General features: G+C 38.4%; 17 protein-coding genes and 1 tRNA gene. 12 read left to right on the top strand and 6 right to left on the bottom strand.

What is annotated here, in order from left to right; all coding sequences use genetic code 11:
* The 3 genes from PKC55_RS05960 (at position 1) to PKC55_RS05950 (ending at position 5,360) form a co-directional block, all read left to right on the top strand.
* Complete coding sequence (locus PKC55_RS05960) at positions 1 to 744, top strand: polysaccharide biosynthesis/export family protein (protein ID WP_135104636.1); 744 nt, start codon at positions 1 to 3, stop codon at positions 742 to 744.
* 49 nt (positions 745 to 793) lie between these two features.
* Positions 794 to 3,190, top strand: coding sequence for an exopolysaccharide transport family protein (locus tag PKC55_RS05955; RefSeq protein WP_324372275.1), 2,397 nt, complete (start codon positions 794 to 796; stop codon positions 3,188 to 3,190).
* Between the two features lie 109 nt (positions 3,191 to 3,299).
* Positions 3,300 to 5,360 (top strand): tetratricopeptide repeat protein, encoded by a 2,061-nt coding sequence (locus PKC55_RS05950; protein WP_283686757.1) that lies wholly within the window; start codon positions 3,300 to 3,302, stop codon positions 5,358 to 5,360.
* A 267-nt stretch (positions 5,361 to 5,627) separates the two neighbouring features.
* On the opposite strand, the gene PKC55_RS05945 is transcribed toward PKC55_RS05950, so the two are convergent.
* A complete protein-coding gene (locus tag PKC55_RS05945; protein WP_291127003.1) occupies positions 5,628 to 7,565 on the bottom strand; it encodes a hypothetical protein in 1,938 nt (645 codons plus the stop codon).
* A 682-nt stretch (positions 7,566 to 8,247) separates the two neighbouring features.
* Between PKC55_RS05945 and thrS the strand changes: the two genes are divergently transcribed.
* Positions 8,248 to 10,200 carry a threonine--tRNA ligase gene (gene thrS, locus PKC55_RS05940; RefSeq protein WP_291127001.1) on the top strand — a complete coding sequence of 651 codons (1,953 nt, stop codon included), beginning with the start codon at positions 8,248 to 8,250 and terminating at the stop codon, positions 10,198 to 10,200.
* 115 nt (positions 10,201 to 10,315) lie between these two features.
* On the opposite strand, the gene PKC55_RS05935 is transcribed toward thrS, so the two are convergent.
* On the bottom strand, positions 10,316 to 10,777 hold the full coding sequence (locus PKC55_RS05935) for a hypothetical protein (RefSeq protein ID WP_291126999.1): 462 nt from the start codon (positions 10,775 to 10,777) through the stop codon (positions 10,316 to 10,318).
* A gap of 279 nt (positions 10,778 to 11,056) precedes the next feature.
* On the opposite strand from PKC55_RS05935, the gene PKC55_RS05930 reads away from it, so the two are divergent.
* The 6 genes from PKC55_RS05930 to PKC55_RS05905 all read left to right on the top strand — a co-directional run bounded on the left by PKC55_RS05930 (position 11,057) and on the right by PKC55_RS05905 (position 14,562).
* Positions 11,057 to 11,626: a DUF4468 domain-containing protein gene (locus tag PKC55_RS05930; protein ID WP_291126997.1), complete on the top strand. Its 570-nt coding sequence runs from the start codon at positions 11,057 to 11,059 to the stop codon at positions 11,624 to 11,626.
* A gap of 223 nt (positions 11,627 to 11,849) precedes the next feature.
* Entirely contained in the window at positions 11,850 to 12,473 is a 624-nt protein-coding gene (gene infC, locus PKC55_RS05925) for a translation initiation factor IF-3 (RefSeq protein ID WP_252638338.1), read from the top strand.
* A gap of 53 nt (positions 12,474 to 12,526) precedes the next feature.
* Positions 12,527 to 12,724, top strand: coding sequence for a 50S ribosomal protein L35 (gene rpmI / locus PKC55_RS05920; RefSeq protein ID WP_006843779.1), 198 nt, complete (start codon positions 12,527 to 12,529; stop codon positions 12,722 to 12,724).
* Positions 12,725 to 12,826: 102 nt separating this feature from the next.
* Positions 12,827 to 13,171 (top strand): 50S ribosomal protein L20, encoded by a 345-nt coding sequence (rplT, locus tag PKC55_RS05915; protein WP_006798843.1) that lies wholly within the window; start codon positions 12,827 to 12,829, stop codon positions 13,169 to 13,171.
* 269 nt (positions 13,172 to 13,440) lie between these two features.
* Complete coding sequence (locus PKC55_RS05910) at positions 13,441 to 14,355, top strand: DMT family transporter (protein ID WP_291126995.1); 915 nt, start codon at positions 13,441 to 13,443, stop codon at positions 14,353 to 14,355.
* Positions 14,356 to 14,490: 135 nt separating this feature from the next.
* Positions 14,491 to 14,562, top strand: a tRNA-Arg gene (locus tag PKC55_RS05905).
* Positions 14,563 to 14,785: 223 nt separating this feature from the next.
* On the opposite strand, the gene PKC55_RS05900 is transcribed toward PKC55_RS05905, so the two are convergent.
* Complete coding sequence (locus tag PKC55_RS05900; RefSeq protein WP_291126993.1) at positions 14,786 to 17,818, bottom strand: metallophosphoesterase; 3,033 nt, start codon at positions 17,816 to 17,818, stop codon at positions 14,786 to 14,788.
* Positions 17,819 to 18,414: 596 nt separating this feature from the next.
* Here PKC55_RS05900 and PKC55_RS05895 point away from each other — a divergent pair.
* Both PKC55_RS05895 and PKC55_RS05890 read left to right on the top strand, forming a co-directional pair.
* Positions 18,415 to 18,726: a hypothetical protein gene (locus tag PKC55_RS05895; protein ID WP_291126991.1), complete on the top strand. Its 312-nt coding sequence runs from the start codon at positions 18,415 to 18,417 to the stop codon at positions 18,724 to 18,726.
* A gap of 378 nt (positions 18,727 to 19,104) precedes the next feature.
* Positions 19,105 to 19,533 carry a hypothetical protein gene (locus PKC55_RS05890; RefSeq protein WP_291126989.1) on the top strand — a complete coding sequence of 143 codons (429 nt, stop codon included), beginning with the start codon at positions 19,105 to 19,107 and terminating at the stop codon, positions 19,531 to 19,533.
* A 160-nt stretch (positions 19,534 to 19,693) separates the two neighbouring features.
* On the opposite strand, the gene PKC55_RS05885 is transcribed toward PKC55_RS05890, so the two are convergent.
* From PKC55_RS05885 to PKC55_RS05875, 3 genes are all read right to left on the bottom strand, one after another.
* Complete coding sequence (locus PKC55_RS05885) at positions 19,694 to 22,303, bottom strand: hypothetical protein (RefSeq protein WP_291126987.1); 2,610 nt, start codon at positions 22,301 to 22,303, stop codon at positions 19,694 to 19,696.
* A 94-nt stretch (positions 22,304 to 22,397) separates the two neighbouring features.
* The gene (locus tag PKC55_RS05880; protein ID WP_324372266.1) at positions 22,398 to 23,570 is read right to left on the bottom strand and encodes a PBSX family phage terminase large subunit; all 1,173 of its coding nucleotides are present in this window, start codon (positions 23,568 to 23,570) and stop codon (positions 22,398 to 22,400) included.
* Positions 23,571 to 23,766: 196 nt separating this feature from the next.
* Positions 23,767 to 25,491, bottom strand: coding sequence for a hypothetical protein (locus tag PKC55_RS05875; protein WP_324372264.1), 1,725 nt, complete (start codon positions 25,489 to 25,491; stop codon positions 23,767 to 23,769).
* Positions 25,492 to 25,507: the final 16 nt, after the last annotated feature.

Genomic DNA, 25,507 nt, shown 5'->3' with positions numbered 1-25,507 from the left:
ATGAAGGCTATAATATATTACATGTTATCCGGTTTGATGATGGTTGGTATATTCTCTTCCTGCATCTCGAGTGAAGAAATAAATTATCTGCAAAATATCAACTTGCAATATCCTCTACAGCCCTATACCGAATACAGGCTGGCTGTGGATGATAAAATATCATGCTCTATCTCTACCAGCGACGAAGAAGTATTCCGTGCTTTCAACTCGGTGGTGGGTCCCAATCAGAATGCTCTCAAAGCATATACTATATACAGCGACAGTACAGTTATTCTCCCTTTCTTCGGCAAAGTGAAGGTCGCAGGCCGTACGGTTCAGGAGGCAGAAGATATTATCCAGAAGCTGATACAGGAGTCTATCCTCGATGCACAGGTAAAAGTGACATTGTCAAGCAACTATTTTTATATACTTGCGTCTAACAAACAGGGCTTCTATTCTGTTTATAAAGATAATATGACCATTTATCAGGCATTGGCCATATCGCAGCAGACTACGGGTACGATGGATTTGTCGAAGGTAAGTATCATCCGTAGAGACGCTTTGGGAAATTCGATAGTAAAAACTTTCGACCTCAGAACCCAGGATGTGATTCAGTCCGAGTTTTACTATATACGTCCCAACGACCTGATATATTTCCCTACAAACAAGAATTCGTTCTTTAATATAGAATCGTTAGGCTCGTTTGCGGCAACGATGATGATCCCTCTTACATTCCTCGTGTATACGGTGATGTATCGCTGGTGATCGATATAAATACAAAAGCAACCCTTTCTAGCACAAATACTTTTTTACGATGGACATAAATAATAAACCTGGAGCTGATACGGACCCGTATTTCGAAGAGATAAAGGCCAAGACGACCTTGTCTTTCGACTTCGTACTTTGGTTTTACCGCATATTGAAATACTGGTATCTCTTTGTTATTTCGATAGCGCTGTTTATGGCATACGCATTTATAAAAAATAAATCGTGGGTGCCTTTCTACGGAATTCAGGCTATGATAATACTCGAAGACCGGGGATCGAGTATGATATCGGGAGCAGTGCCGCTGGGAAGTATCTTGCGTAACACCGAAAATCAGCAGATTGTATTGGAATCGTACGGGCTTACCGAAAGAACGGTAAAGAACCTGCCGAAGAAGATGCATATCGACTACTTTATCCAGACAAGGTTTAAATATATCAGCCTTTACACCGATTCGCCCATCGAAATTGCTATCGACAGCCTCGAAACAGATATTACGCCCGGGGCATACAGCAAAGTCTTTGATGTGGCATACGTTAGCGATAGCCAGATACGTGTGAGCTACAAGGATGGCTTGGACGGAGAACCCGAAGAAGCCTTCAATGTAGTGTTTGATAGTCCTGTAGAGAATAAATTCTTTAAAGGGACGATTCGCAAAACGAAAAACTTCAAGCGCGACTTTCTGCCCTTTAGCTTCCGCTTTTTTACCAATAGCCAACTCACAGGGATGTATAGCGGACGGGTGTCTACTGCCCTCAAAACCGAAAACTCTACGGCTCTTACCGTCAGCATGTACGGAACAGATCCGGCTAAGGATATGGATTATCTGAAAGCTCTTTTGGATGAATTTCAGGATTATAATCTGGCTTTGAAAAATCAACAGGCCGACCTGACGATCAAATTCCTTGATGCCCAGATAACCGTTATCAACGACTCGCTGAATATATCACGTCTCAAGCTCGAACGATTCCAAAAAGAGACGGGAGTATATGAAGTGTCTTCGGCTACCGTGAGGCGGGAGCTTGATGTTGCCGATGTGGATAGAGATCAGGTGGCGATGCGAGAAAAAACAGTACTGTTTACTACACAGAAGATCAAAGAAGGCATTATGGGTAGTGCAGAGCTGATAGATCCTATAAGTATAGGGTTGACAGACGAAATAAAATTGTCGAGATACGTTGAGGAATATAATCAGGAGCTTAGAAAGTCGAAGAACTTAGGACCTAAGAGCCCGATTTATATGACGGCTATCAACAAGCTGAACGAGAGCCGTGTGCAGATATTGAGGGAGCTGCAACTTATTCAGGTGAAGCTTCAGGATCAGAAAGACCTCTTGGTGAAGAAATACCAGAACCTCGATCTCAAGCTCGACAACCTGCCTCCGCAGGAACGAGACTTGATAAAATATCAGCGAGAATACAATGTCAACGAGATGTATCACCAGTTTCTTACCCAAAGACAGTACGAAGCCAAGATACAAAGAGCATCCAATACACCCGACAACTTTATATGGGAATATCCACGTATGGTTGGCGGAGCGATGAATACGGGCGAGAAGAGCAAAAATTATATGTACTTCCTGATGATAGCTTTGGTTATTCCGTTGATCTTTGTCGTAGTCAAAGAAGAGGTTCTCAATTTTGCGATTACATCTAAAGAGGAGTGTGAAAAAATATCGGGATTGCCTGTTATCGGGACTATCGAGAATATATCGAAAAAGCTGGCGGGCGGTGTTGTGCTGGTGAAGAATTTCCCCAAATCGAGCTTTGCCGAGTCGTTCCGCAATATGCGTGTACGCATAGAATATATGGCTCAGCGTGAAAATAAAATCACCATATTGGTTACCTCTACCGAACCTGCCGATGGTAAAACGTTTATCGCTACCAATGTGGCTTCTGTTTACCAGTTGATGGGTAAGAAGGTAATTATTGTCGATCTCGACCTCAGACGTCCTTCGGTAGGAAAAACACTACAGATCGACGCACAAAAGGGAATATCCAACTATCTGATAGGGCAGGTTACTCTGGACGAGATCATTATTTCGCACCCCGACTACGGATTCGATATTATCCCAGCCGGAACGCTGCCTCCTAATCCGAGTGAGCTGATCAAGACTGCCAAAACAAAGCAATTGTTGGAACACCTGAAAGAAGAATACGACTATGTTATCGTAGACTGTAGTCCGGTAGGTCTTGTTTCCGATGCTTACATCCTTTCTTCTATGGCCGATACAACGCTGTTTGTGGTTCGCCGAGCCAAAACCAACAAGGCGTTCTTCAAGAGCGTGATTACACAACTTGGGTTCGATGGTGTAGAAAATATAGCCTTGGTGTTCAACGATGTGAAGGGTAGGGAAGGTTATTATGGAACATCACGCTACTATGGTGACAAGACATACTATCTGAAGAAGAATTCGTATTATCACGACGACTATTTTGAAAGTTAAATTTCGAAAAACTAAAAAATATAAAAAAGAGAGGCTCCAACGGTCTCTCTTCTTTTTTGTTAATGTATTATTCATATATTTGCCAATCGTTGATTAATACACTATAATCGTGAAAAAGTTTCTATTCTCAATATTCCTTTTATTCAGCAGTCTGTCTAGTTTTGCCCAAATAAATACGGATAGAGTAATCCTCATCGGTCGAAATTCGCTTTATTATGAAGATTACGTGCTTGCTATTCAGTATTTCAATCAGGTGATAAAAGCAAAGCCGTATCTTGCCGAGCCTTATTTTTATAGGGCAATCGCAAAATATTATCTCGACGACTTTAAAGGAACGGAAGACGATTGTACGCTGGCATTGGAGCGAAATCCGTTTATATCGAAGGCATATCAGTTGAGAGCCGATGCCCGTCAAAATCAGAATAATTACGACGGGGCGTTGGAAGATTATAAAGTGTCTTTGGATAACTACCCGAACGATAAGTTTACGCTCGTAAATATGGGTATTGTCAACATTCAGAAGAAAGATTATGACCAAGCCGAGAAATATCTGAACGAGCTGCTTCGCATATACCCCACATATACTCAGGGGTATCTAACACGTGGCGCCATGTATCAGGAAAAAGGAGATACCATTCAGGCCTTCGAAAACTACAATGAAGCCATCAAGCAGGATAAGTATATGGCTCAGTCGTATTCTATGCGTGGATTGCTCCATTACTACAAGAAAGACTATGATAAGGCTTTGGCGGACTTAGACGAAGCTATAAAGATAGAACCTCTCCAATCGGGCAACTATATCAACCGGGGGCTTATTCGTTATTCCAAAAACGACCTTCGTGGTGCTATGGCCGACTACGACAAGGTTATAGAGCTTGATGCAAACAATATAATTGCTCGCTTCAACCGAGGCTTGTTACGTGCACAGGTGGGTGACGATAACCGTGCCATTGCCGACTTCGATGTAGTACTCAAGTTTGAGCCTAACAACTATATTGCTTACTTCAACAGGTCTCTCATAAAGAGTAACATCGGCGACTACAATGGAGCGATTGCCGACCTCAATGTGGTGCTTGCCCAGTATCCCGAGTTTTATCACGGATTCTATAGCAGGGGCGAAATCAAACGCAGGCAAAACGACCTGAAGGGTGCTGAGCGTGACTTCAATTATGCCCGAAACGAAGAGGCCCGTAAGAATAAAGAAATGGCAGCCAAAGGCATTACCGAAGAGGAGGCTAAGACAAGGGAAACATCCGATAAGGATATCGATAAATTTAACTTGCTTGTTGTTGCCGATAAGAAAGACGAAGAAAAGAGCAAGTACGAAAGTAACTCTCGTGGACGTATTCAGAATAAGCAAGTGCGCCTTGAGCTCGAACCTCGCTTTGTGATTACTTATTACGAAAAACCGAACGACATCAGACGTTTTGTATATTATAGCCAGTTGGTAGACGGTCTTAACCGCAAGTCTACATTGCCCAAAAAGTTGAGGATAACCAATAGCGAAGCCGCTCTGAATGAGCCTCAGATAGCGGATCATTTCTGGTCGATAAACGAACTGTCGAAACGGATAGAGGAAAGCCCTGCGAATGCAGAGTTGTACTATGCTCGTGCATTGGATTACATGCTAGTCCAAGACTTTGGCAACTCTATTGAGAATTTCAATAAGGCGATTGCTCTCGATCCTCGATTTACGTTGGCTTATTTCGACTTGGCGGTGGTATATACCAAGCAATTGGAGTTGAAAGAGAACGTTCCTGAATATGATAAGAAATCGGAACAGCCCGATGCCCTTTCTTCTTTGACAGGAGCTAATGCGAAGAAAGATGCTACTTTGACTGGGGCAGGAGCATCGATGCTCGATCCGGGAAAGATGGAGTACGACCTCATTGTGAAGAACTACAGCAAGGTTATAGAGCTTAACCCTGAGTTTGTATATGCTTACTACAACAGGGCGGAAATACGCTACAAGCAAAATGATTTCCGTGCGGCAATCTTAGACTATAACGAAGCCATCAGGCGCGACCCTCAGTTTGCAGAAGCATACTATAATCGTGGATTGGCACGCTTCCAGATCAAGGACAAAGACCGTGCTTTGGATGATATGCGCAAAGCAGGAGAGCTTGGTGTGATAGAAGCTTATAGCATTATCAAGCGTATGACTGAATAGTCTTCTGCTGATTAAGTAACTCAATTGAAATCAAATAATAAACCTTTTATTAGCTCCGAGTTCGGAGCTAATTTTTATTATATCTACGACGGGGATTTGCCGGTGAGAGGTTATGACTAAAAATAATCGGTTGAAATGATCTCTCGAAAATAGGGGATACACTCAACCTTACTTCCCCCCTAAAAAACAAAAGAAGCCTGTTTATATACAGGCTTCTTTCTAATATGCAGTAGAAGTGTTTGTCCCCACTTCTTCAATAATATAAATTTACGGTGTATTTATCCCATTAAATTGAGCTTGCTTTATTGCCCAAGCTAAGGCATTTGCCATAAGTCGTGCATTTTCTACATTACCTCCGGTCCATCCCGTACGTGTGGTAGGTTTGAAGCTGGCGTCGATAGCTAGAGGATATGTAGAAGCCGATCCACCCGCTCCTGATCCTGTCGTACCATTGAAGTTGGCTGCAAACCCGCCCTCACTTATGAAGAGGAGGTTGTATCTTTTGTGCTTCAATATCATTGGTGTTCCACTGTTATTTTTAGATATAATTACTATATCGTCATCATCGGGTAAGCCTTGAGCACCCGAAGCACCATAACTGTCATTACCCCACAAAAGCCCACGTATATCGCCAAACGGACCATTCACAACGTCGTCATTCACAAAGTTTAGAGACATCACATTGGTTGTTGTCCAGTCTGCCGTGATGGTATATCCCGGATACAGAGCTTCAAAAAAAGCTTTCACCATTGCCTGACGTTCGCATACAAAGATAAGGACACCTCCTTTTTTCAGATAATCGACCAAATTGCTTGCCATAGTTGCTTTATCGAGAGGGTCGAGGTCAAAACCAGTGATAACAATATCGGGTTTTGTATCCAGATAGCTTTTAACAGTGGCTGTATTGTAGGCTGCTCCTCCGCTTACAACATTGTATGGATAGAATGTTTGATTCGCTGAATAAGGTACTATCTTAACGGTGCTGTTTTCTGTATTACCAAAGTTGACAGAAGCATCCATCATTTTTCTTAGTCCCGATCCGGGCTGACCTAGATATCCGGCTGTATTTTCATAATATCCGAACGCAAATACCGATTTTGTAGGATAGCTTACCACAACGGTTGCCTTACAGGTGGAAGCATTTGAAGAACTGTTGGATGTGATTGTCATTACCTTGTTTTCTACACTGGTGGGAGTACCATAGCCTTGAAGTTTTACTGTTTGGCTGGCAGTACTTAGCAGACCCGAGCCTTTGAAGTAAATGCCATCTACTGTGTTTGTTTCAATAGAGTAGGTTGCTCCGTATGGGGCTGTTACATTCAATGTCACTTCAATGTAATTTGCATCAGGGTCGAGCGGTTTATTTAGCTCATATACACCTCTCACCTTAGTGGCAGTACAAGACATATTGTAAACAGGTTTCACCGAAGAATCTTCCACATTGATTCGCAAAGGGTCGCAAGTGGTCAGTTGTTTTCCGTTAAATGTTATTTTTATGAGATCACCTGCTGTTCCTACTGTATGGTTGGTTGGTGTTCCTGCACCGGGGATAGAAAGGTAATAATAACCCGTAGTCAGAAAAACGCCCGAAGCAGTAAAGTAATAGCCGTTAGACGGATCGGGCATTGTAATTATATTGTATGCCCCTGCTTTTGTTACGTGCAGTGGTATAGTCATGTAATTGCTTGCGTTTAGCGATACATTGTTTTGGTATATCCCCGCAAAGGTCAACGAGTCGCAATTACCTATTTCTACAACGGCGTTACCAAGCTTAGATTCGAAGCAATTCCACTTTTCACCGTCCCATTGGTTTAGTCCCAGACACAGTTCCTTATCGTCGTCTTCTACCAGATTATATACAATCAGTCCGGTGTGCATCTGATCTATGCCCGTCTTGTTTGCCGCATAATCATCGCTAGGTCCGGAAGTCGGATTGCTCGAATCTTTCAAAAACATAGGGAAGAGCTGATTCTTCTGTGAGAGGTTTACACGTGGTAAGGCTAACCCTTTGGAGGCATTGGCTGTACCATCAATAATATTGTCTTTATCTTTCAGCTGCAATAATGCTCCGGTAGCAGAAGGTTCACCCGAACCAATGGTTACTTGTGCATTTGTTGTCAGATTTGTGCAGAAAATTGCTATCAGCAATAATAATACCCCGAAGGATATGCGTTTTGGCATTTGTCTCATGTTTGTCTGCTTCATGTAGTTTTCAATTTTAAGTTTTATCAATAATCGTGTATAATCGCATAGTCTTGTTTGTTGTAAGTATCTATTTTTTTTATCGCTTTTTTCTTTTTTATGAAAATTGCAAGTCGTGCTATTTATTCTCTGGCATAGAGACAGAGGAATAAGATTTTAATTTTTATAAAATACAGTATTTGTTTAGTATACACTTTTGTAAAGTTTTATGTCTAATTTGTTTATGACAAATAAAAGAGAAGTAAGTGGATTGAAAATAAAGAAAAATTATATGTAAACCGACTTTATGCTACCAATGAAATAAACATATCTTGTGCATCATCAGAAAGAAATATATGCTCAATAAACATATTGTTCTGGTCAGAATTCATAAATAAGTCTTCCGTATTACCGACTTGTGTTGCCTCGTTTAATAAATGTTTGTCACAAATATTATGCAAAGATAATATTATTATATAAAAAAACAACCCTTTAATAATCATATAACTAAATACATAAGAAGAGTTTATGAAGAAAGCTTCAATAACGTAGGTTTCGGAAAGATGGATGCGGGGCGTAAATAGTGGAATTGAATAAAATCTGTGATGGCTAATTATATTAATCTGTAAAAAATGTTTATTTTTGCAAGTTCTGGAAAGCAGCTTATTTGTAGGAGCTGCATAACTAAAAAAAGAGAAAGACGAATATGATTAAAATTACATTTCCGGATGGTTCCGTAAGAGAATTCGAAAAAGGAACAACATCTATGCAGGTTGCTGAGAGTATCAGTTCCCGTTTGGCGCAAGACGTGCTTGCCGCAAAGGTAAACGGGGAGGTTTGGGATTTAACAAGACCAATAGATACGGATGCGACGATCGAATTGCTGAAATGGGAAGATGAAGACGGAAAGCATGCATACTGGCATTCGTCGGCACACCTTATGGCCGAAGCGGTGCAGATACTTTACCCTCATGCAAAATTTGGGATAGGCCCTGCCATCGAGAATGGATTCTATTATGATATAGACTTTGGTGATACTCCTGTCAAAGATGCCGATTTTCATAAGATCGAATCTAAAATGATGGAGCTGATAGCCAATAAGGAAGAGATCAAACGTCAGAGTATAACAAAGACCGATGCGCTCAAAATGTTTGGCGACCGTAACGAGGGGTATAAGGTAGAACTTATCAACGACCTCGCGGACGGAACCATTACAACATATACACAAGGGGTATTTACCGACCTTTGCCGTGGCCCTCACTTGCCCAATACATCGTATATCAAGGCAGTGAAGATACTTAGTGCGGCGGGTGCATACTGGCGTGGCGACGAAAAGCGCAAGCAGCTGACACGTCTTTACGGTATCACTTTCCCTAAAAAGAAAATGCTCGACGAGTACCTTTTGATGCTCGAAGAAGCCAAGAAGCGTGACCACCGCAAAATCGGAAAAGAGCTTGAACTGTTTGCCTTCTCCGAAAATGTGGGTAAAGGCCTTCCATTGTGGTTGCCTCGTGGTACACAGTTGCGCCTCAAACTCGAAGACTTCCTGAAGAAGATACAGAAGAGATTCGAATACCAACAGGTGATGACACCGCATATCGGTAGTAAATTGCTTTACGTGACTTCGGGTCACTATGCAAAATACGGACAGGATTCTTTCCAGCCGATACATACACCGGAAGAAGGAGAGGAGTTCTTGTTGAAACCGATGAACTGTCCTCATCACTGCGAAATATACAAAGTTGTTCCGCGCTCATATCGTGACCTGCCTTTGCGTATGGCGGAGTTTGGTACTGTATACCGTTACGAGCAAAGTGGCGAGCTTCATGGACTGACAAGGGTACGTGGGTTTACTCAGGACGATGCGCATATTTTCTGTACGCCTGAGCAGCTCAAAGAGGAGTTCCTCAAAGTGATGGATATTGTATTTATCATCTTCAAGGCTCTTAATTTTGAAAACTTCGAAGCACAAATCTCGCTCAGAGACCCTAACAATCGTGAAAAATATATCGGTAGCGATGCAAACTGGGAAAAAGCAGAGCGTGCCATTATAGAAGCCTGTGAAGAAAAAGGCTTGCCGGCACGTGTAGAGCTTGGCGAAGCGGCTTTCTATGGCCCTAAACTCGACTTTATGGTGAAAGACGCATTGGGTCGCCGTTGGCAGTTGGGAACAATACAGGTAGACTACAATCTTCCGGAGCGTTTCGAACTCGAATACACAGGAGCCGACAACCAAAAACACCGTCCGGTGATGATTCACCGTGCGCCGTTTGGGTCGATGGAGCGTTTCATTGCCGTGCTTATAGAGCATACAGCAGGAAAATTCCCATTGTGGCTTGCTCCCGATCAGGTGGTGATATTGCCTATCAGCGAGAAGTTTAACGACTATGCTCACCGTGTGTCTCACTATTTCAAGCAACAGGGTATCAGTTCGCAGGTCGACGACCGTAACGAAAAGATTGGACGCAAAATCCGTGACAACGAATTGAAGCGTATCCCTTACTTGCTGATTGTAGGAGAGAAAGAAGCAGAAAGTGAAGAGGTTTCGATCCGCAAACAGGGGGATGGTGATAAAGGCTCGATGAAGTTTGTGAACTTTGCCGCACAGCTAAATGAAGAAATGGAACAGATGATGAATGCTTGGGAACAGCAGGCTTAAGTATCGTCATTTTTACTACGTAATATAAAAGAGTCCCAAAAGTTATAAGAACTTTTGGGACTCTTTGTATTTGTACAAGAATTCAGCTTTCTTATTGTTCCGATTCTGAGAGCATTCACTTAATTATCGTTGCCTCGAATATTTGCTGTAAGTCTTTTTTGCTTCTGATGCTTTCAAACTTAAATGCTCCTATCGTTAATGCACATCCCATAATCAACATTACGTAAGGAATTAAAGAAAATATGCCGAACTCATTCTCATTTATTAAAAAAGGAAACAAGATACCGATGAGAATAATGAATGAGAACCAGAAGCCCAAAAAAATAATAACATAACTAGGAAGTTTCATTTTTACTCTGATTATGGTCTTGCCCCATTCGTTGTGAAATTCGCCTTTGATTTTAGGTGAAAAAGAATTCTGATAATTTATATTGCGTTTTATCTCAAATGCATTACTTGTGGAGTATCCTTTGTACGTATTCTGTATTCTGATAATGTCGTTTATTCTATTTTGTATATCATTTTCGGACAGATGAGTCTCGTACACAATGTTTTCGTAAGGTAAAATGTTTTTCATCTAGCGTATTTTATTCATTCTTTTGATAAAGTTAACAATTTCCGATTAGATACGATAAGGCAAGAGTACGATTTTGTGTAGTTTAATCTTTGCTACTTACTCTTTGCATTCTCATCGTTTTATGGATATGCCGATGATGCTCTAAGGGTTACATTAATATATACTGTAATATATAGAGTATAATTTGATCCTGTTTTTGGCTAAGTTTGTCTGTTCATGCGGTATTTAAGGTTTTATTTCGTATATTAGTTTTTTAATGCAAACATAAAAGACAATACAATGAAAAAAACTTTATTAATTACACTCATTTTGGGAGTGATCTCATTATCCTCTTTTTCGCAACAATTTGAATTAACCCCCGAAGGGTTGAGAGACGCTGCTGATACATCGAAAGACTTTTTAGTTATTCCTGTTGACGGAAAAACGGCATCAGACTTGTATAGTATGTCCAAGCGGTATGTAAATGAAAAAATGTCGAATCCCAAATTTGCAATAAAATCCGATTTAGATGGAGATTATTTGCGATATAGTCTTTATTACCCAACGATATTCAGCTTTTCTAAAATGCTGGTTAGTCTCAAAATAAATGGCGCTTATCAGATAGAAATGAGATTTCGGGATGGACGTGTTCGGTATAATATCACAACTCTGAGTTTAACCTTCGAGGAGGGTGGCAATGAGTTTTATATTGCTGCCAGTAAAATGAAAGGCTGGGCTATTTTTGATAATAAGGGAAAACTTTTGATGAAAAATGAAAAGCAAAAACTTGAAGACCATTTTAATAATGAAGTGAAGATGTTTATTGATTTCATTCAATCGGATGGAGCTAGTGTAAATGATAATTGGTAAATAAGAGCCGTTATACAAAACGAAATCTGATTAATTGAAACTAAAGTGATGAAGCTGTGGCAATTTTGGATGCATAAGTAAGAATAGGAGACATCCCCCTTTGAATTAAAAAGATAGGGAAATTTATACAAATTCAATAAGTTTTTTATTACCTTTGCACCCAGCTTTGTTTTAAAAATAAAAATAAAGGAAAAATAAAGGAAAAGAATCTAACATTTTTTGAATGAGGAACAATAGATTTAATCAAAAAAAAGAAGAGTTACACAAGATCAATAATAACATTCGAGCTAGAGAAGTTCGTTTAGTCGGAGATAATGTCGAGCAAGGGGTATACTCTATTGGTGAGGCTTTACGATTGGCTGATGAGCTTGAGCTTGACCTCGTTGAAATCTCTCCAACAGCAGAACCTCCTGTTTGTAGGATTACAGATTATCAGAAATTCCTCTATCAACAAAAGAAAAAGCAAAAAGAAGCCAAAGCCAAATCGGTGAAGGTGGTGGTGAAAGAAATTCGTTTCGGACCACAGACCGACGATCATGACTTTAACTTCAAGTTGAAACACGCCAAAGGATTCCTCGAAGAAGGTTCTAAGCTAAAGGCTTATGTATTCTTCAAGGGACGTTCTATCTTGTTTAAAGAACAAGGAGAGGTGTTGTTGCTTCGTTTTGCTACCGAGCTTGAAGACTACGGAAAAGTAGATCAGTTGCCGGCACTTGAAGGTAAGAGAATGATCATGATGATGTCTCCTAAAAAATCACCTGCAAAGGCTGCTCCTGCTAAACCGAAGGAAGATAAGCCAAAGGTGAAAGTGGAAAAGAAAGAGGACGAAGAAAAAAGCGCAGAATAAGCAGTTCGAAAGAATTGCATTCGTATATAAATTAATTTAATTAATAAACTGAGATGCCAAAAAAGAAGACTAATTCCGGTGCCAAAAAGAGGTTTGCCCTTACCGGAACAGGAAAAATCAAAAGAAAACATGCTTTCAAAAGTCACATCTTGACTAAGAAAACAAAAAAACAGAAAAGAAACCTTACTCACACAACAACAGTAAGCAAGGTGGACGAAAAGTCTGTTAAGCAATTGTTGGGAATGAAATAATTGTATTTCTTAAAAGCAAGTTTTAAAGATTTATTAACCGGATGTATGCAGCAAAGTGTTTTTGAAATAAAAAAACCGCTATCATTCAAAACAACGTAAATTATGCCAAGATCAGTCAATCATGTTGCTTCGCGCAACCGCAGAAAAAAAGTTCTGAAATTAACAAGAGGTTACTATGGAGCCCGCAAAAATGTGTGGACAGTAGCCAAAAACACATGGGAAAAAGGTCTTACCTATGCTTTCCGTGACCGTCGTGCTAAAAAACGCAACTTCCGTGCACTTTGGATACAACGTATCAACGCTGCTGCACGTTTGGAAGGTATGTCTTACTCTCGCCTGATGGGCGCTCTTCACAAGAATGGAGTAGAGATCAACCGTAAAGTTCTTGCAGACCTTGCAATGAACCATCCGGAAGCGTTCAAAGCAATCGTAGATAAAGTAAAATAAAGAATATCTTTATATACAAAGAAAAAGCAACCCACTGTGGTTGCTTTTTTTGTTTCTATACGTTATCGAGTTTGTCTATTATGGGGCTTTTCTTCGTTGTTGATTTTGTTATTGTATAAAAAAGCTATACTTTTGCAGCTCAGATAAGGATTTTGCTACTTGTACTCCAGCGTTAGGGAAGAAAATAGGGAGTATGGGTATCCTTTTGTAAAGAGTTCTTTGCATACCCTAATAATTTAGATATACTAATTTTTAAATTATTTTGATTGATGAGTAAAAGCAAAATTTACCTGCCTCTCTTAGTGTTGGGAACTGCATTTTGGGGAATTTCGTTTCCTTTATCCAAAGATGCATTCGATTCTATCCACCCTTACACATTCATGTTTTATCGTTTCTTGATTGCGACTTTCATTCTTGCTTTGATATTCTACAAGCAGATTCCGAAGATAAACAGTGAAACAATCCGTAAAGGCGCTATTGCCGGGCTATTCCTTTTCATGGGTATTTGCTGGCAAACGGTTGGGTTGAAGTATACAAGTTCGTCCAATGCCTCGTTTATTGCAGGGGTAGAGGTCGTGCTGATTCCTTTGTTTGCGTTCCTATTTATGAAAAGATCTATTCAGACACGAATGTGGGTGGCGTGCCTTTTGGCTTTGGCAGGGTTGTATATTATTGCCATGGCGTCGGGGTTCTCAGACTTTAGGATCGGAGACCTGATGGTGTTTGTGGGGTCGTTGTTTTATTCGGTTTACATATTGTATGTAGGCAAGATAAGCACAGACTCACGGTCTGAGGTAACGGCTATTCCGTTTGTTATCATACAGCTATCTGTTTGTGCTCTTTTGGCGGGTGCATTAACTGTATCTACGCAGGGCGTTGGGGCTGTCTCGATGTCGTTGCCTTTTGATGTATGGAAGGCACTGCTGTTTGTCGCCATTTTGTCTACGGCTTACATGTATTGTATTCAGAATGCGGCTCAGAAGTATATCGAGGCCGAGAAGATTGCGTTAACATACTTGTGCGAACCTATTTTTGCGACTGTATTTGCGTATATAATATTGAATGAAGAGATAACTAGCCGAACAGTGATTGGAGGTACACTGATTCTGTCGGCAATGCTTTTGGCGGAAGTAAACGTCATGGCTGTATACCGACGTATCAGGGCGTTCTGTACTGTGAATTAAATTGAATGAACCGATTGTAGTCAAAAAGAGATATTCGCTGAGAGTGTCTCTTTTTGTTCTTTGTGGGAGGCTGTAAGATAATTTTGGATTGTATACAAAAGCTGGGAATAATTTTATATTTTTGTGTCGCCTAACGGCCCTGTAGTTTAATGGATAAAATAAAGGATTCCGGTTCCTTAGCTGTGGGTTCGATTCCCGCCAGGGTCACAAGAAAGCAAGTATAGCGACTGTATATCATTGGATATATAGTCGTTATTTTTTAGGGGTATCGCAAAGATGTAGAATGTATTGCTAGGGTTGTTTTGATTTATTGTATCTTGATTTGTTGCATAAATAACATAATAAGGAGGCCTTAAATTTTGAATTCAATAATAAATTATATAAATATTTTAATAAAAAATAAATACTCTAGTGTGTTGAAATCATATCATTAGTTTAGGTATTTCTTTGGATTATCATAAATATCTTTAGTTCTATTTACCTGTCTAATATTATTTATTGACTTTTTCAGGTTTTCCATATCTTTTATAGAATACTTTAGATCTGTCCCGACTGATAATATTTGATTTTCAATATAATCTTTAGTATCCTCAGAAAGATAAACCCCAAACATAAGATGGGATAATAACTTTGATATTATAGCAAATTTAATAATATTACTGGAGGTGTGTTTTATAAGATCTGGAATATATTTCTTATTAGATTTTAAGTCTAAATCTATAACTAAAGTGTATAATATATAAAGTTTGAAATCATTACCAGGATACTTTTTCAACTGTTCTATTTTATCTAAAAAAAGAGTTTCTAAATTACTTTGAGACAAAGCTTCTGACAAAAAACCTTGTGCAACAAAGGGTGTAAAAGTGGATAATAAACTCAAATATTCACTCGGATTTTTTTCTTTTAAACCCTCTTCTAAAATTAAAAATGATAAATTACATGTTGAATCTAATATAAAATCAAGTACTTTGTCATTTAAGCTACTCTCATTAATATTAGAATTTCTGAAAACGCGAGATAAAATAAATAAAAATTTCTCTAAATTTTGAGAGTTTCTCTCTATACTCTCATAAATTTTCTTTTGGCTTACCTGATAACTATTATCAGTGTCAGACATTGCTAGACTATTTACTTCTGATGATACAACTGAGAACATTTTAAGCTCATTCATTTTTTGTTGTAATTCCTTACTTTTTGCATTTAATATATCATCTTTAGTTGAGTCAATATATTTCTGAGTAGCCTCATAAAAAAAATCATTTGTTTTGTCATATATTTTATTGATGAAATCTTTATCTTTTTTATTAAATCCAGCTATTAACTCCAATTCATTACCAAAAGATAAATATATTGTATCATTATTTATAATGTCGTCTCTTAGTCTTGCTGCATCTTTTAGATGGTATGCAATGAAATACTCAAATATTCCTTTTAAACGGAAACCGTACCTCCCTTGTATATTCTTTATTATTATACCTTTATCTATTAGCAACTTTGCTAATAACTCAGTCTCTATTACAAACCTACGATTTTTTTCTTTATATTCATGCATAAACAAAACCAATTCATCATATGAGATACTATATACAGCTTCTCTGTATGCAGTGACTAGATAGATAGCTAATTCACCAAGAAACTCCTTTAAAGATTCATAATTTATTTTAAAAATACGATTTGTAACAATATCCTCTTTGTCTAATAAATTGTCAATATATAACTCGATAAGTTCGAAGTTACTCTCGAAATGTTTATTGTTAGAATTTTTGTATACCCAAATAAATAGAGAAACAGTCCAATAGTTAACAGGAAGATTTAATTGTTTAAATACTGTTTTTATATTTTTCAGGATTTGTCCTTTTATCTCTATATCACAATCTAGGTTATTTGTAAGAGTCCTAATTTCTTTTGCTGTTAAAGAATGTATATATATGGGTTTAGATATTTTATCTAAATCGTTATCCATTTGCTGAGATATAAGCATTTCATTAATTGAATAGATAACCGAACAATTAGGTGTTTCTTTCAAGAAATTTTGTATTTCTGCTAAAAGCGTTTCTGTTGGATCTTTATAGATGTTATCGACAAGGATTACTAATGAATAATTATTTTTATATTTCTCAAGAAAAGCTCTACTAAGATTGTATTTAGTAATAAACAAATCATCAATTTTTTGTCGACTTTTCCAAAATTCAGCATTAATTATAAGAGGTATCTTTTGATAATAAGAAAAGTCTTTCAAGAGACTAAGATAAATGTAGTGTAACAAAATAGTTTTACCATATTTATCTTTACCATAGATAGCAAAATTTACTTTCTCATTTAAAAGCGAATCAACTGTAATTATCTTACTTGTATCTTGCTGCTTAGAGAGCCCTTTTAAAGACATTGTTGGTGTATTCTTTAATAATGGGGTTTCAAATAGATCTAAGAATGTATTATTGTTTGATTCAGAAATAAATAGATTCCTCAATTGCGAATTTTCATTTTCAAATATTTGATTAAGTAATAATGTAAACTCTATCTTCTCTCGTTTTTCTTTACCGATAGGAATATTTACAACTTCGGAGCTTACAGGATAGTGAATGTAATCACTATCGATTCTAAAACTATTAAAGTTTATTTTTGCATTCTCAAAATTTATATCTAATAAAAAATAGCCTACATTTTCATTTTTAGATATGTCGCAATTACATGACTCTGAAAAGAAGTCTACAATACCTCTATCTGTAATGTAACTTTTTTGAATCTTATTTTTGTGAATATGACCTGAAAATTTCACACTAAAATGATTCAAAATAAACTCATCTATTAATACTCTATTGTAATAATTAAAATCGCTTGTGGGATGGTGTAAAAGTATAATACTGAATGAATCATCTTCTTCAATCTTGTTTTTTATGTCTGATAAAAAAATATTAGGGAATAACAATCGTCCAGAGTCTTCGTCATCTCTACACCGCCAAGAGGAATTGATTGTAACTATGTTTATAATCTGACCTCTATCATTAATTTTAGTTATAGTATATAATGGGTGAATAATAGTGTTGTCTTGATAATGAGAAGCTTGTACATCAATATAATTCTGAATATTTTTCAAGCTTAATTCAAACTGAGATTTATCAATAATAAATTTATCTAAGTCATCATTTGTTCTTATTTTATCAATTGCTTCTGTTACTAATTGCATTTCTTGATCTCTATGCACATCATGATTTCCTGCACAGATTATAATATTTTGCTTATCAATATTCAGCTTGTAGGCTATATCGTATACAAAAACACTTAATGCTTTATTAAAATCTTCTATGTTATTGCCTGTTTGGACAAGATCACCTGTGAAAAATAAATACTCAATATCTTTTCCTTTATTATTTTCAACGATTCTATTTTTTATTTCATTAATTTTCGCATGGCACTTCTCATTGTCAATAAAGTGCAAATCAGATAAATGTAATATTTTCATATGATATTAGTATATATTATAAAAATAAATCAAAGATAATCTTTATTCTGAAAAAATAAAGATTTCTAAAATATTGTAAATTAATGATTGATAATACTCATTACTGAACATCAATTTTTTAATAATAAAGACTAGAATCAAATCTACAGTGTAATTAAAAAAACAAAATTTAGTCTACTAAAAAAACTTTGATAGATCTATTGTTGAGTCTCAACTATCTCCAATACTATTTATCTATTCACGCCCTTGACTACAATCTACTTACCCCTTCCTCACATCCATAACTCAACCTTTCCGATGGACATCTTCTTTTTTAAGAATATAAATTAACATTTTTTACACTTTTTAGTGATTGTGTAGCGAACTTTTTCGGAGGTAGGCTGTTTTATGTCTGTAGTTTTGTAAAGTTTGTGTTAAGGTTGGGAAGTCTGCGAAGTGATTTCGCGGGCTTCTTATTTATTTTATTCCTTTTGAAAATTTTTTAAATTTGTAGCGAATAGCTTTATAAATTACAAATATGAAAAAACTACTAACGCGAACTTTAATCTTATCTTTTTTTATCTCCCTCAATTCATGTATGGTAATCAATTCATTACTTGGTATTAATCAATGTAATTATCCGAATTGCGACAGGGAATGTGCCAATAATTGTAACTATTGCTCGTTCCATTGCGATGGTTATGGCCTTCCCGCTGATCTCAATACCAGAACAGGGAAGTCAATTGATAAACAGTTGGAGCAATACCGAAACGATCAGAAGAGGAAGTGATTTCGATACTTTAAAAGAAAAGAGCATATACAAATATCGTCAGAAGCATAGCCGATATAGTAAAGAATGGGATAAACAAAAATTTATCCATCCTCTTGCTAATGAAAAGATAAACCAGAATATTGATAGAGACAATTAACCCTACAATATATGCTTTCATGGTTTTTCCTACAACCACAAAAGGATTATATAATAAATACGCGTCGCTCGATTGTTGGGGATAGCCGTATAGTTTTTCTACTATATACCCTATTATCAGATATAGAATAATAAGACCTAAAAGATATAAAAGGCTATATAAAGCACTGTAGGCAACTTTTTTCATAAAGCAATCGTCGATTTCTGTATTTTTTGTCACAATTTATTCAAAAGACGAAAGTAGCAATAAGAAATCATTTTTTGATTGAACCGTTTCTCGATTATTACTTTTTCCATACGCAGAAATCTCATTTTAACAAAAATTCTTGCTTCCTCAGCTATTTTCTATATCTTTACACTCAAACAAACCGAGACAAAAATGAAAAAACTACTATCCATAATCCTACTACTCAGCCTGTCTGTAGCCTTCTATTCGTGTGGAGATGATATGGAAGAGGAAATGAAGAAACCCCAAGAATTTGTATGGAACGGCGATTGGAACGATCCTGCCGACCCTAATTTTAAGCCGGAAGGGTTTAATCCGATAGAGGGGGTATGGAGGTTTAATTGGGATACTGATAGGGGAATTTGCTTTTCTGAAGATTTCAAAGTATATAATGTATACTTCCATCCCAATGGAAAATATACTATGGAATTGTGGAGAGAAAAATATATCATCAATGATAAAGCCTTTAAAAATCTGCCAAATGAAATAAATAGATATAAAGTGAAAAACAATAAATTGCAATATACATATGAACTTGAAAAGGATGAATCATGGTCAAATCTAACAAAAGTCCAAGAATAGAAAGAGGGTGTATCAAAAGCAATTTTTACGATCATTCTGTCATCCTGGCTGTAGGGAAGAATCTCTTTTGAGAGGAGAGACGTTTCACTATCGTTCAACATAACAATAGAAAGTAATACGTTGATAGTATGTTTTTATTTTTGATATACCCTCTTCTGTATTATTTTATTTTGCGAATGAGTTTTAGTGTTGCCTGATTCTTACCTAAAGGGTCATAACCATCTATTTCAGCTACATTATAAAGGTCTCCGTTGAATCGGATAAGCGATTTATTTAAATTCTTATATTCTTCCGCACTAAGTATGCAATCAATTATTGTGTAATCGTTGCTGTTGTCAAGCAGGAAGAAGAAATTTTTCATAATCGAATCGGTTTTGTTTTCATAATCCAATATCATTTTATATGTATCATTATATTCGTTAGAAACAAGGGCAACCTGTACATTCCTGTTCTTTATGGTTTCAATATTAAATATTCCTGACTTATACCAAAAACGTTGGGCTTTATCATAATATCTTTTCTTTAACATTTCTGAATAATCCCCATCCCATGCTTCATATTCGGAAATAATAGGTACTTCTATGACGAATTCGCCCTTACTATCAAGTAACCTCCTGTACCAGTTGTAAGAGAATGTCGATGTTTGTGTTATTTTATTTGTTTCATTACTGCCTGTATAATATTGTCCACCACCACTATTCCCCGAATTGGTGAGTTTTTCATCCGTTTCCCTGCCGGTGTTTTCATCTATTTTATTTTTCATTGTTCGGTAATAACCTTCTTCGTTTGTATCAATTGTAAATCCCAATTCATACATATAAGGCAGTTTTAGCGATTCGTTTCGATGTTGTCGGATATTTGCATATCTATCGATATCTATTATGTTATCCAGAGACTGAACAATTTCGTTGCCTTTTATTCTTAGTTCAAAATTAATATCCCCTTTATGAGTAAGCTTGAGGTTATAAGCTTTGCAGAAGTTGTCTATCCAATCATTAATTTTTATTCCGTTAGGTAAGAAATTGGTCAAATTTAAATTTCCTTCGTCAAAAGAAGCCGGGTCATTCCAATTCATTGGGATACCGGGTTTACTAGAGCCATTCTTATCTACAGTAAGCCAACTTCTGTATGGACTGAATGGGGTAAGTGAGAGATCAAATTCAATACTATGATTGTTCCAGCCCCTGTTAGACTTTTCGTAAGTGGATGTGGATACTAGGGCGATGCGTTCTCCTGCATTCAGCCAGACTATCTGAGATATATGTCCGGTTGCAGTGCCGGTACTTCGTGCTGTTTTTGTTGCAGGTGCATTCTCCAGTTCTACTTTAAATAGGGATGCTTCTGTTCCATCTTCATAGATATAACCTGTACTTTTTACAGCGGAATAGAATCGACTATCTATGCCATCTTCAAAGCCATAACTCCACGATTCCCCACCGCTTATTGCCATTGGGTTGTGCTGTAAACCATCTGTCACTGTAGGGTTTTTGTAAGTTGAGTATGAGGAAGACTCTCCACCCCATGAAAAACCGCATATCATATTCAGGTTTTGTTTCGGATCTATAAATGTCACCTCGTGAGGCTTCGGATATATATTTCCGCTTTGTCCCTCCTTTTGATTAAGATTATTCTGGTAAAAGGAATTATCGAAATGTTGTTTCGGCAGAAATGTTCCCTCAGTATATCTTAAAACTTTTACCTCATACATGGGGCTACCAAAAGTTCCCGGAATAATCTGTGGACCTCTATCAGTAGAGAGCGAGGCAGATTTTATAGCTAGATTAACGTCAAAATCAAGTTTGTAAAGCCCATCCTCTGGAACAACCATTTTTACAACTTTTGCTACTCTGCTGTCTTCCACACTTATATTATCGCCCGGATCTTCCCTTTCACTTACTTTTATGTTTTGTGAATAAAACAAATCAGTGTTGATCGACATAAGATTTGTACCCGCTTTCTCTAAAGTGTCGTATTGTGTTTCCTTTTTGTTGATATTTTCTTCCATATAGTTTCCCCAAGTGCCCTTGATTCTCATTCTGGAAGCACTCCATACCATTCTGAATTCTTCCGGATTCTTGTAACTGACATACAGGTTATTTATCCTTTCATCGTTTAGGGCATCTCCGGTAAGAGTATAGTCGGCATTCTTAAATATTTGCTTTAACATGTGAATACAATTAACAGAAGGAGGAATATCTTTTACATCCAATAATACCGAATCATCTAAAGTAACTTTAAACTCATCTGTAATGTTTTTATTATTAGTGTCTTTCGGCAACAACCCATACAGCACCAACGGAAATATACAAGGCGATATTTCTCCATATACCGATTTGTCGTGTCCCCCTGTATTATATCGTGTAATATCGTCTACCCCTGTAAATGGAATAAGCCATTTTCCTGCCTGATTCATCATCGTTTCGCCAAAAATATCCTTTGCGGTGAGGGGAGCGGGCACTCCCAGATTGCCTTTGTAACTGTTTTGCGTGATCTCGCTCAGGCGGAATTTACCATCGAGTATAAGGATACCATCCACATACAGGCGAGCGTCTTCATAGATGCGAAATTTACCCTGTACCTCCTCCACATTCACATGGCTGAAAATCTCGTTGTTGTTGGGTGTGGCAGGCAGCGTTATCTCGTAAGACATCTGTGCGTCTTTCACGCTCAACTCGGCAGGATTGATAAATTGGCGTTTTAGCCGTATGCCGAGGCTCTCGGGAGTGTTGATGTCGCAAAGGCGGTTTTTGATGTATAGTTCTATGCTCATGATTTGTATTGATTTGTAAATTAAGTGACTGTTTAGTATTTGTTATGCTTCCCGGCTGTCGGGATAACAAAAGCAACAATTCGTTTATTCATATCTATCTCCTTCCCTTTATTATCGAATAGCTCAACTCCGAACCACGTTCCATCAGCTTGTTGAGGCAGACATACCGTTGCGCATCTATCGAGTGGTTGTAGCGGTCGATGGGGCGGTTTGTAGCCTCGCCGTTGATGTCGGTCTGCCAGCGATAGTTGCGGTACTCATTGATGATATTCGTGCTTCGCTGCGTGATGCGCTTGCGGTAACGGTTGAGTATCGAGATACCTGTAACGATGCTGTCCTTGCCTTTCTGTGCAGGTTCTACTCTCCATCCTTGCGACCTTATCTCGCTGATACTCTTCGGTTCTGCACTATCGGCTACGATAGGGATGTCTTGCGCTATGCCGTAAGATCGCAGGGTGTTGGATATCATCATATTGTCGTACCCTTTGTCGTATAGCAATTCGTCTATCCACAGCTCGCCTTCCGACAGACGTATGTCTACTATCGCCGTAGGGTCGTTGGTGAACCCGAAGTCTATGCCTATCCAGCGGTTTTTGTAGGTATGGGGTATCTCTTTCACTACCTCCCAATTGGTCATAATAGACCCTTTGAGCGAACCTGTAAGCCCTTCGCCATACACCTGCCACCAGTTTTTGTCACTTCGATTCGATTCTATTTCTTTCACCTGTGCCTCGGTCAGATACTCGTTGTCTTTGTATGTGGAATGAATCAGTATGGCATCGTCGTTTAGCAGTACTTTCTGGTCGATCCAGAACTCAAAGCAGGGGTTGCAGTCCAAAAATATCGTATCGGTGGTACGGATAGCCAATTGTCTGAACACTTCATATTCTATATTTATGCACTCGTTGATATACAAAATATTCCGGCTCGGGCCATGTACTTTCGATGGGTTGTCTGCCGAGAAAAATTCGATAATGCAGTTGTTTATCCTGTAAATCTTGTCCGTTGCGTTCCACTGTCGGGCATTCCATTTATTCTCCTTTTGCAGGATTTCTTTAAAGTCTCGGATACAACCTTTTTTGAGGTGCGGCATCGACTCCGATACAATGGATATTACCCTCGGCTTATCCGAATATTCGGCAATAAAGAATAGTAATTGCAACAAGCTGTATGTCTTCGACGAACGTGTAGAACCTTTGTTTACAATGTACCTGTAAGGGTAATTGTAAGCTTTCAGATTTTTGTCAAATACGGTTGTTGTGTTCATTGTATATTTTCTGTTGTTTTCTCTCTTTTTTCTTTTCGCCTTTTGTGTCTATCCCCCCTCCGTCTGCCGTCCTTAGGAGTTTGTAACTCCTAAGCCTTATTATAAGGATTTGAAATCCTGATAAGAACTACTTTCGGATTACAAATCCGAAAGGACTGTGGGACGGTGTTAAATCCGAAAGAACGGTGCTTATTCGCTAGTTATACGAATCAGAATAATGGTATTTCATCTCCACCCTGTAAAGTTCGTCCTTCGAATTTGGCTTTATATTCATTTCATCTACGATGATGTACCGCTGTGTAGCCAGCTCGTAAACCATGCGTGACGCACTCATTTCCTTGAGCCAGTTGCATACATCCCTGCGGAGGGGCATTGTTTGCACGGTGAACTGCTCGGTAACGGTTTTGCTATATACCGATTCGATCTCGCTACTCGTTGTAAAATGAGGAGTCTGCGTTTTGAATATTGTATTAGCCTCAGCCTTAAAATCGGTATGCTCTGTTCCCGAAAAGTTGAAACTGCTCCATCCGCCCAGTCGGTTGAGGAATGCAAAATCCTTAATCTTATATAGGCATTCGGGTAGTATGTCGAACGTGAGCTCGTGACTTATCTGTACGGCTTGCGACTCGTAGCCCGAATATATCAGATATGCACGAACAAGACCTGTGTTGGGGTATTGGAGGAGTAGGCTGTCGATATCAAGCTTGATGGTATTTACCATAAAAAAATCCTTGCGGGCTTTCAGGTGCTTAGTCTCTTTTGCTATCATTTGCCCCGATTGCGACAACAGCTCATAACAGATGCCAAACCGATACTCATCACCAATGTTTTTGCTATGCTCGGCATCGGACAGTATGAAATTGAAATACTGTGTTTGCCCCTTTACATGAAAGAGCTGAGGCTGGTTGGTCAACGGCTTTACCCTCTTTATGGCTTCGGGGTTTTTAGACCTTTCTTTTGTGTCGAAAACATAATCCGAAAGGTCGTTTTTCTCCAACGTGCGGTTGTATCCGTCGATGGAGTAGAGTACAGACGAATGGTAAAAAGGCGTGGTATGAGAAACGGTTTTGTCGGTGATCACACGTTTTGCTGTAAACCGAAAATCTTTGATCGTTCCCGTGTCAACCCAGTCCTTTTCCTTCAGAAATGTTGTGGGTATCGTGTTGTTTTCCAGTATGTTCGTGTTGAACCACAGCGGGGTATATGAATATGCTTTGGTAAGGGTTATTGCCTTTATGCCCATATTGCTGTCCGAGGGGGTGTCGTCTTCGCCAAGGAATATGCCTGTGTCTTTGTACATATCGAGGTGTATTCCCACGTTGTCATAACCGATAGCGATCGTGTCTGTGCCTGCGGGATAAGTCTCTGCGGGATTGCCTGCGACACCGAAAAAAGTTCGGTCTCTGCCATTGCTGTTTTTTCGAAAAACAAACGAAAAGACATACTCTTTTCCGCTACCGTTGGATACGATATTTATTGTTTTATTGTCATCCGGCGATATGGAGATTTTGAAATTCTTGAAGAACTCATTTTTCTCCAAACCTTCTTTCAGAGCCAGTGCCGTGTTGTGGTATTCGTATTGCCAGGCAGGTCCCGAGTATTCATTGTACTTGCCCAGATAGAAGGCTCCGGGCTCGTTTAGTTTATCCGGGTCGGATGTGCCCTCAAACTTATGCTCTATGCCCGATTCGGCTTCAATGATGCTAAATGATGATATATTCTCGTATATCTTTATGCCCTGCACATCGGGTCTGATAAAGACATAGCCACACCCTGTGAGCTTGAGTTGTATCTCTACCGGCTTGCCTTTTGCGGCAACATTGGCTTCGAACTGTATATAATTGGGGTTACCCGCCAGAGAAACCTTTGCGGGTTTTATCGTTGCTTTGGCTATGTCAGAGCCGTTAATAAAGTATCCCATATTGTGATGTTGTTTT

The organism is Dysgonomonas sp., from assembly GCF_035323175.1.
In the GTDB taxonomy this organism is placed as follows: Bacteria; Bacteroidota; Bacteroidia; order Bacteroidales; family Dysgonomonadaceae; genus Dysgonomonas.
Note: the sequence above shows the minus strand (reverse complement) of the source record. Positions and strands in the feature narration are given on the sequence as shown.

Bases quoted from the DNA above. Each gene is read 5' to 3' on its own strand.
- PKC55_RS05960 (WP_135104636.1), top strand. From the start codon at position 1: ATGAAGGCTATAATATATTACATGTTATCCGGTTTGATGATGGTTGGT.
- PKC55_RS05955 (WP_324372275.1), top strand. From the start codon at position 794: ATGGACATAAATAATAAACCTGGAGCTGATACGGACCCGTATTTCGAA.
- PKC55_RS05945 (WP_291127003.1), bottom strand. From the start codon at position 7,565: ATGAAGCAGACAAACATGAGACAAATGCCAAAACGCATATCCTTCGGG.
- thrS (WP_291127001.1), top strand. From the start codon at position 8,248: ATGATTAAAATTACATTTCCGGATGGTTCCGTAAGAGAATTCGAAAAA.
- PKC55_RS05935 (WP_291126999.1), bottom strand. From the start codon at position 10,777: ATGAAAAACATTTTACCTTACGAAAACATTGTGTACGAGACTCATCTG.
- PKC55_RS05930 (WP_291126997.1), top strand. From the start codon at position 11,057: ATGAAAAAAACTTTATTAATTACACTCATTTTGGGAGTGATCTCATTA.
- infC (WP_252638338.1), top strand. From the start codon at position 11,850: ATGAGGAACAATAGATTTAATCAAAAAAAAGAAGAGTTACACAAGATC.
- rpmI (WP_006843779.1), top strand. From the start codon at position 12,527: ATGCCAAAAAAGAAGACTAATTCCGGTGCCAAAAAGAGGTTTGCCCTT.
- rplT (WP_006798843.1), top strand. From the start codon at position 12,827: ATGCCAAGATCAGTCAATCATGTTGCTTCGCGCAACCGCAGAAAAAAA.
- PKC55_RS05910 (WP_291126995.1), top strand. From the start codon at position 13,441: ATGAGTAAAAGCAAAATTTACCTGCCTCTCTTAGTGTTGGGAACTGCA.
- PKC55_RS05900 (WP_291126993.1), bottom strand. From the start codon at position 17,818: ATGAAAATATTACATTTATCTGATTTGCACTTTATTGACAATGAGAAG.
- PKC55_RS05890 (WP_291126989.1), top strand. From the start codon at position 19,105: ATGAAAAAACTACTATCCATAATCCTACTACTCAGCCTGTCTGTAGCC.
- PKC55_RS05885 (WP_291126987.1), bottom strand. From the start codon at position 22,303: ATGAGCATAGAACTATACATCAAAAACCGCCTTTGCGACATCAACACT.
- PKC55_RS05880 (WP_324372266.1), bottom strand. From the start codon at position 23,570: ATGAACACAACAACCGTATTTGACAAAAATCTGAAAGCTTACAATTAC.
- PKC55_RS05875 (WP_324372264.1), bottom strand. From the start codon at position 25,491: ATGGGATACTTTATTAACGGCTCTGACATAGCCAAAGCAACGATAAAA.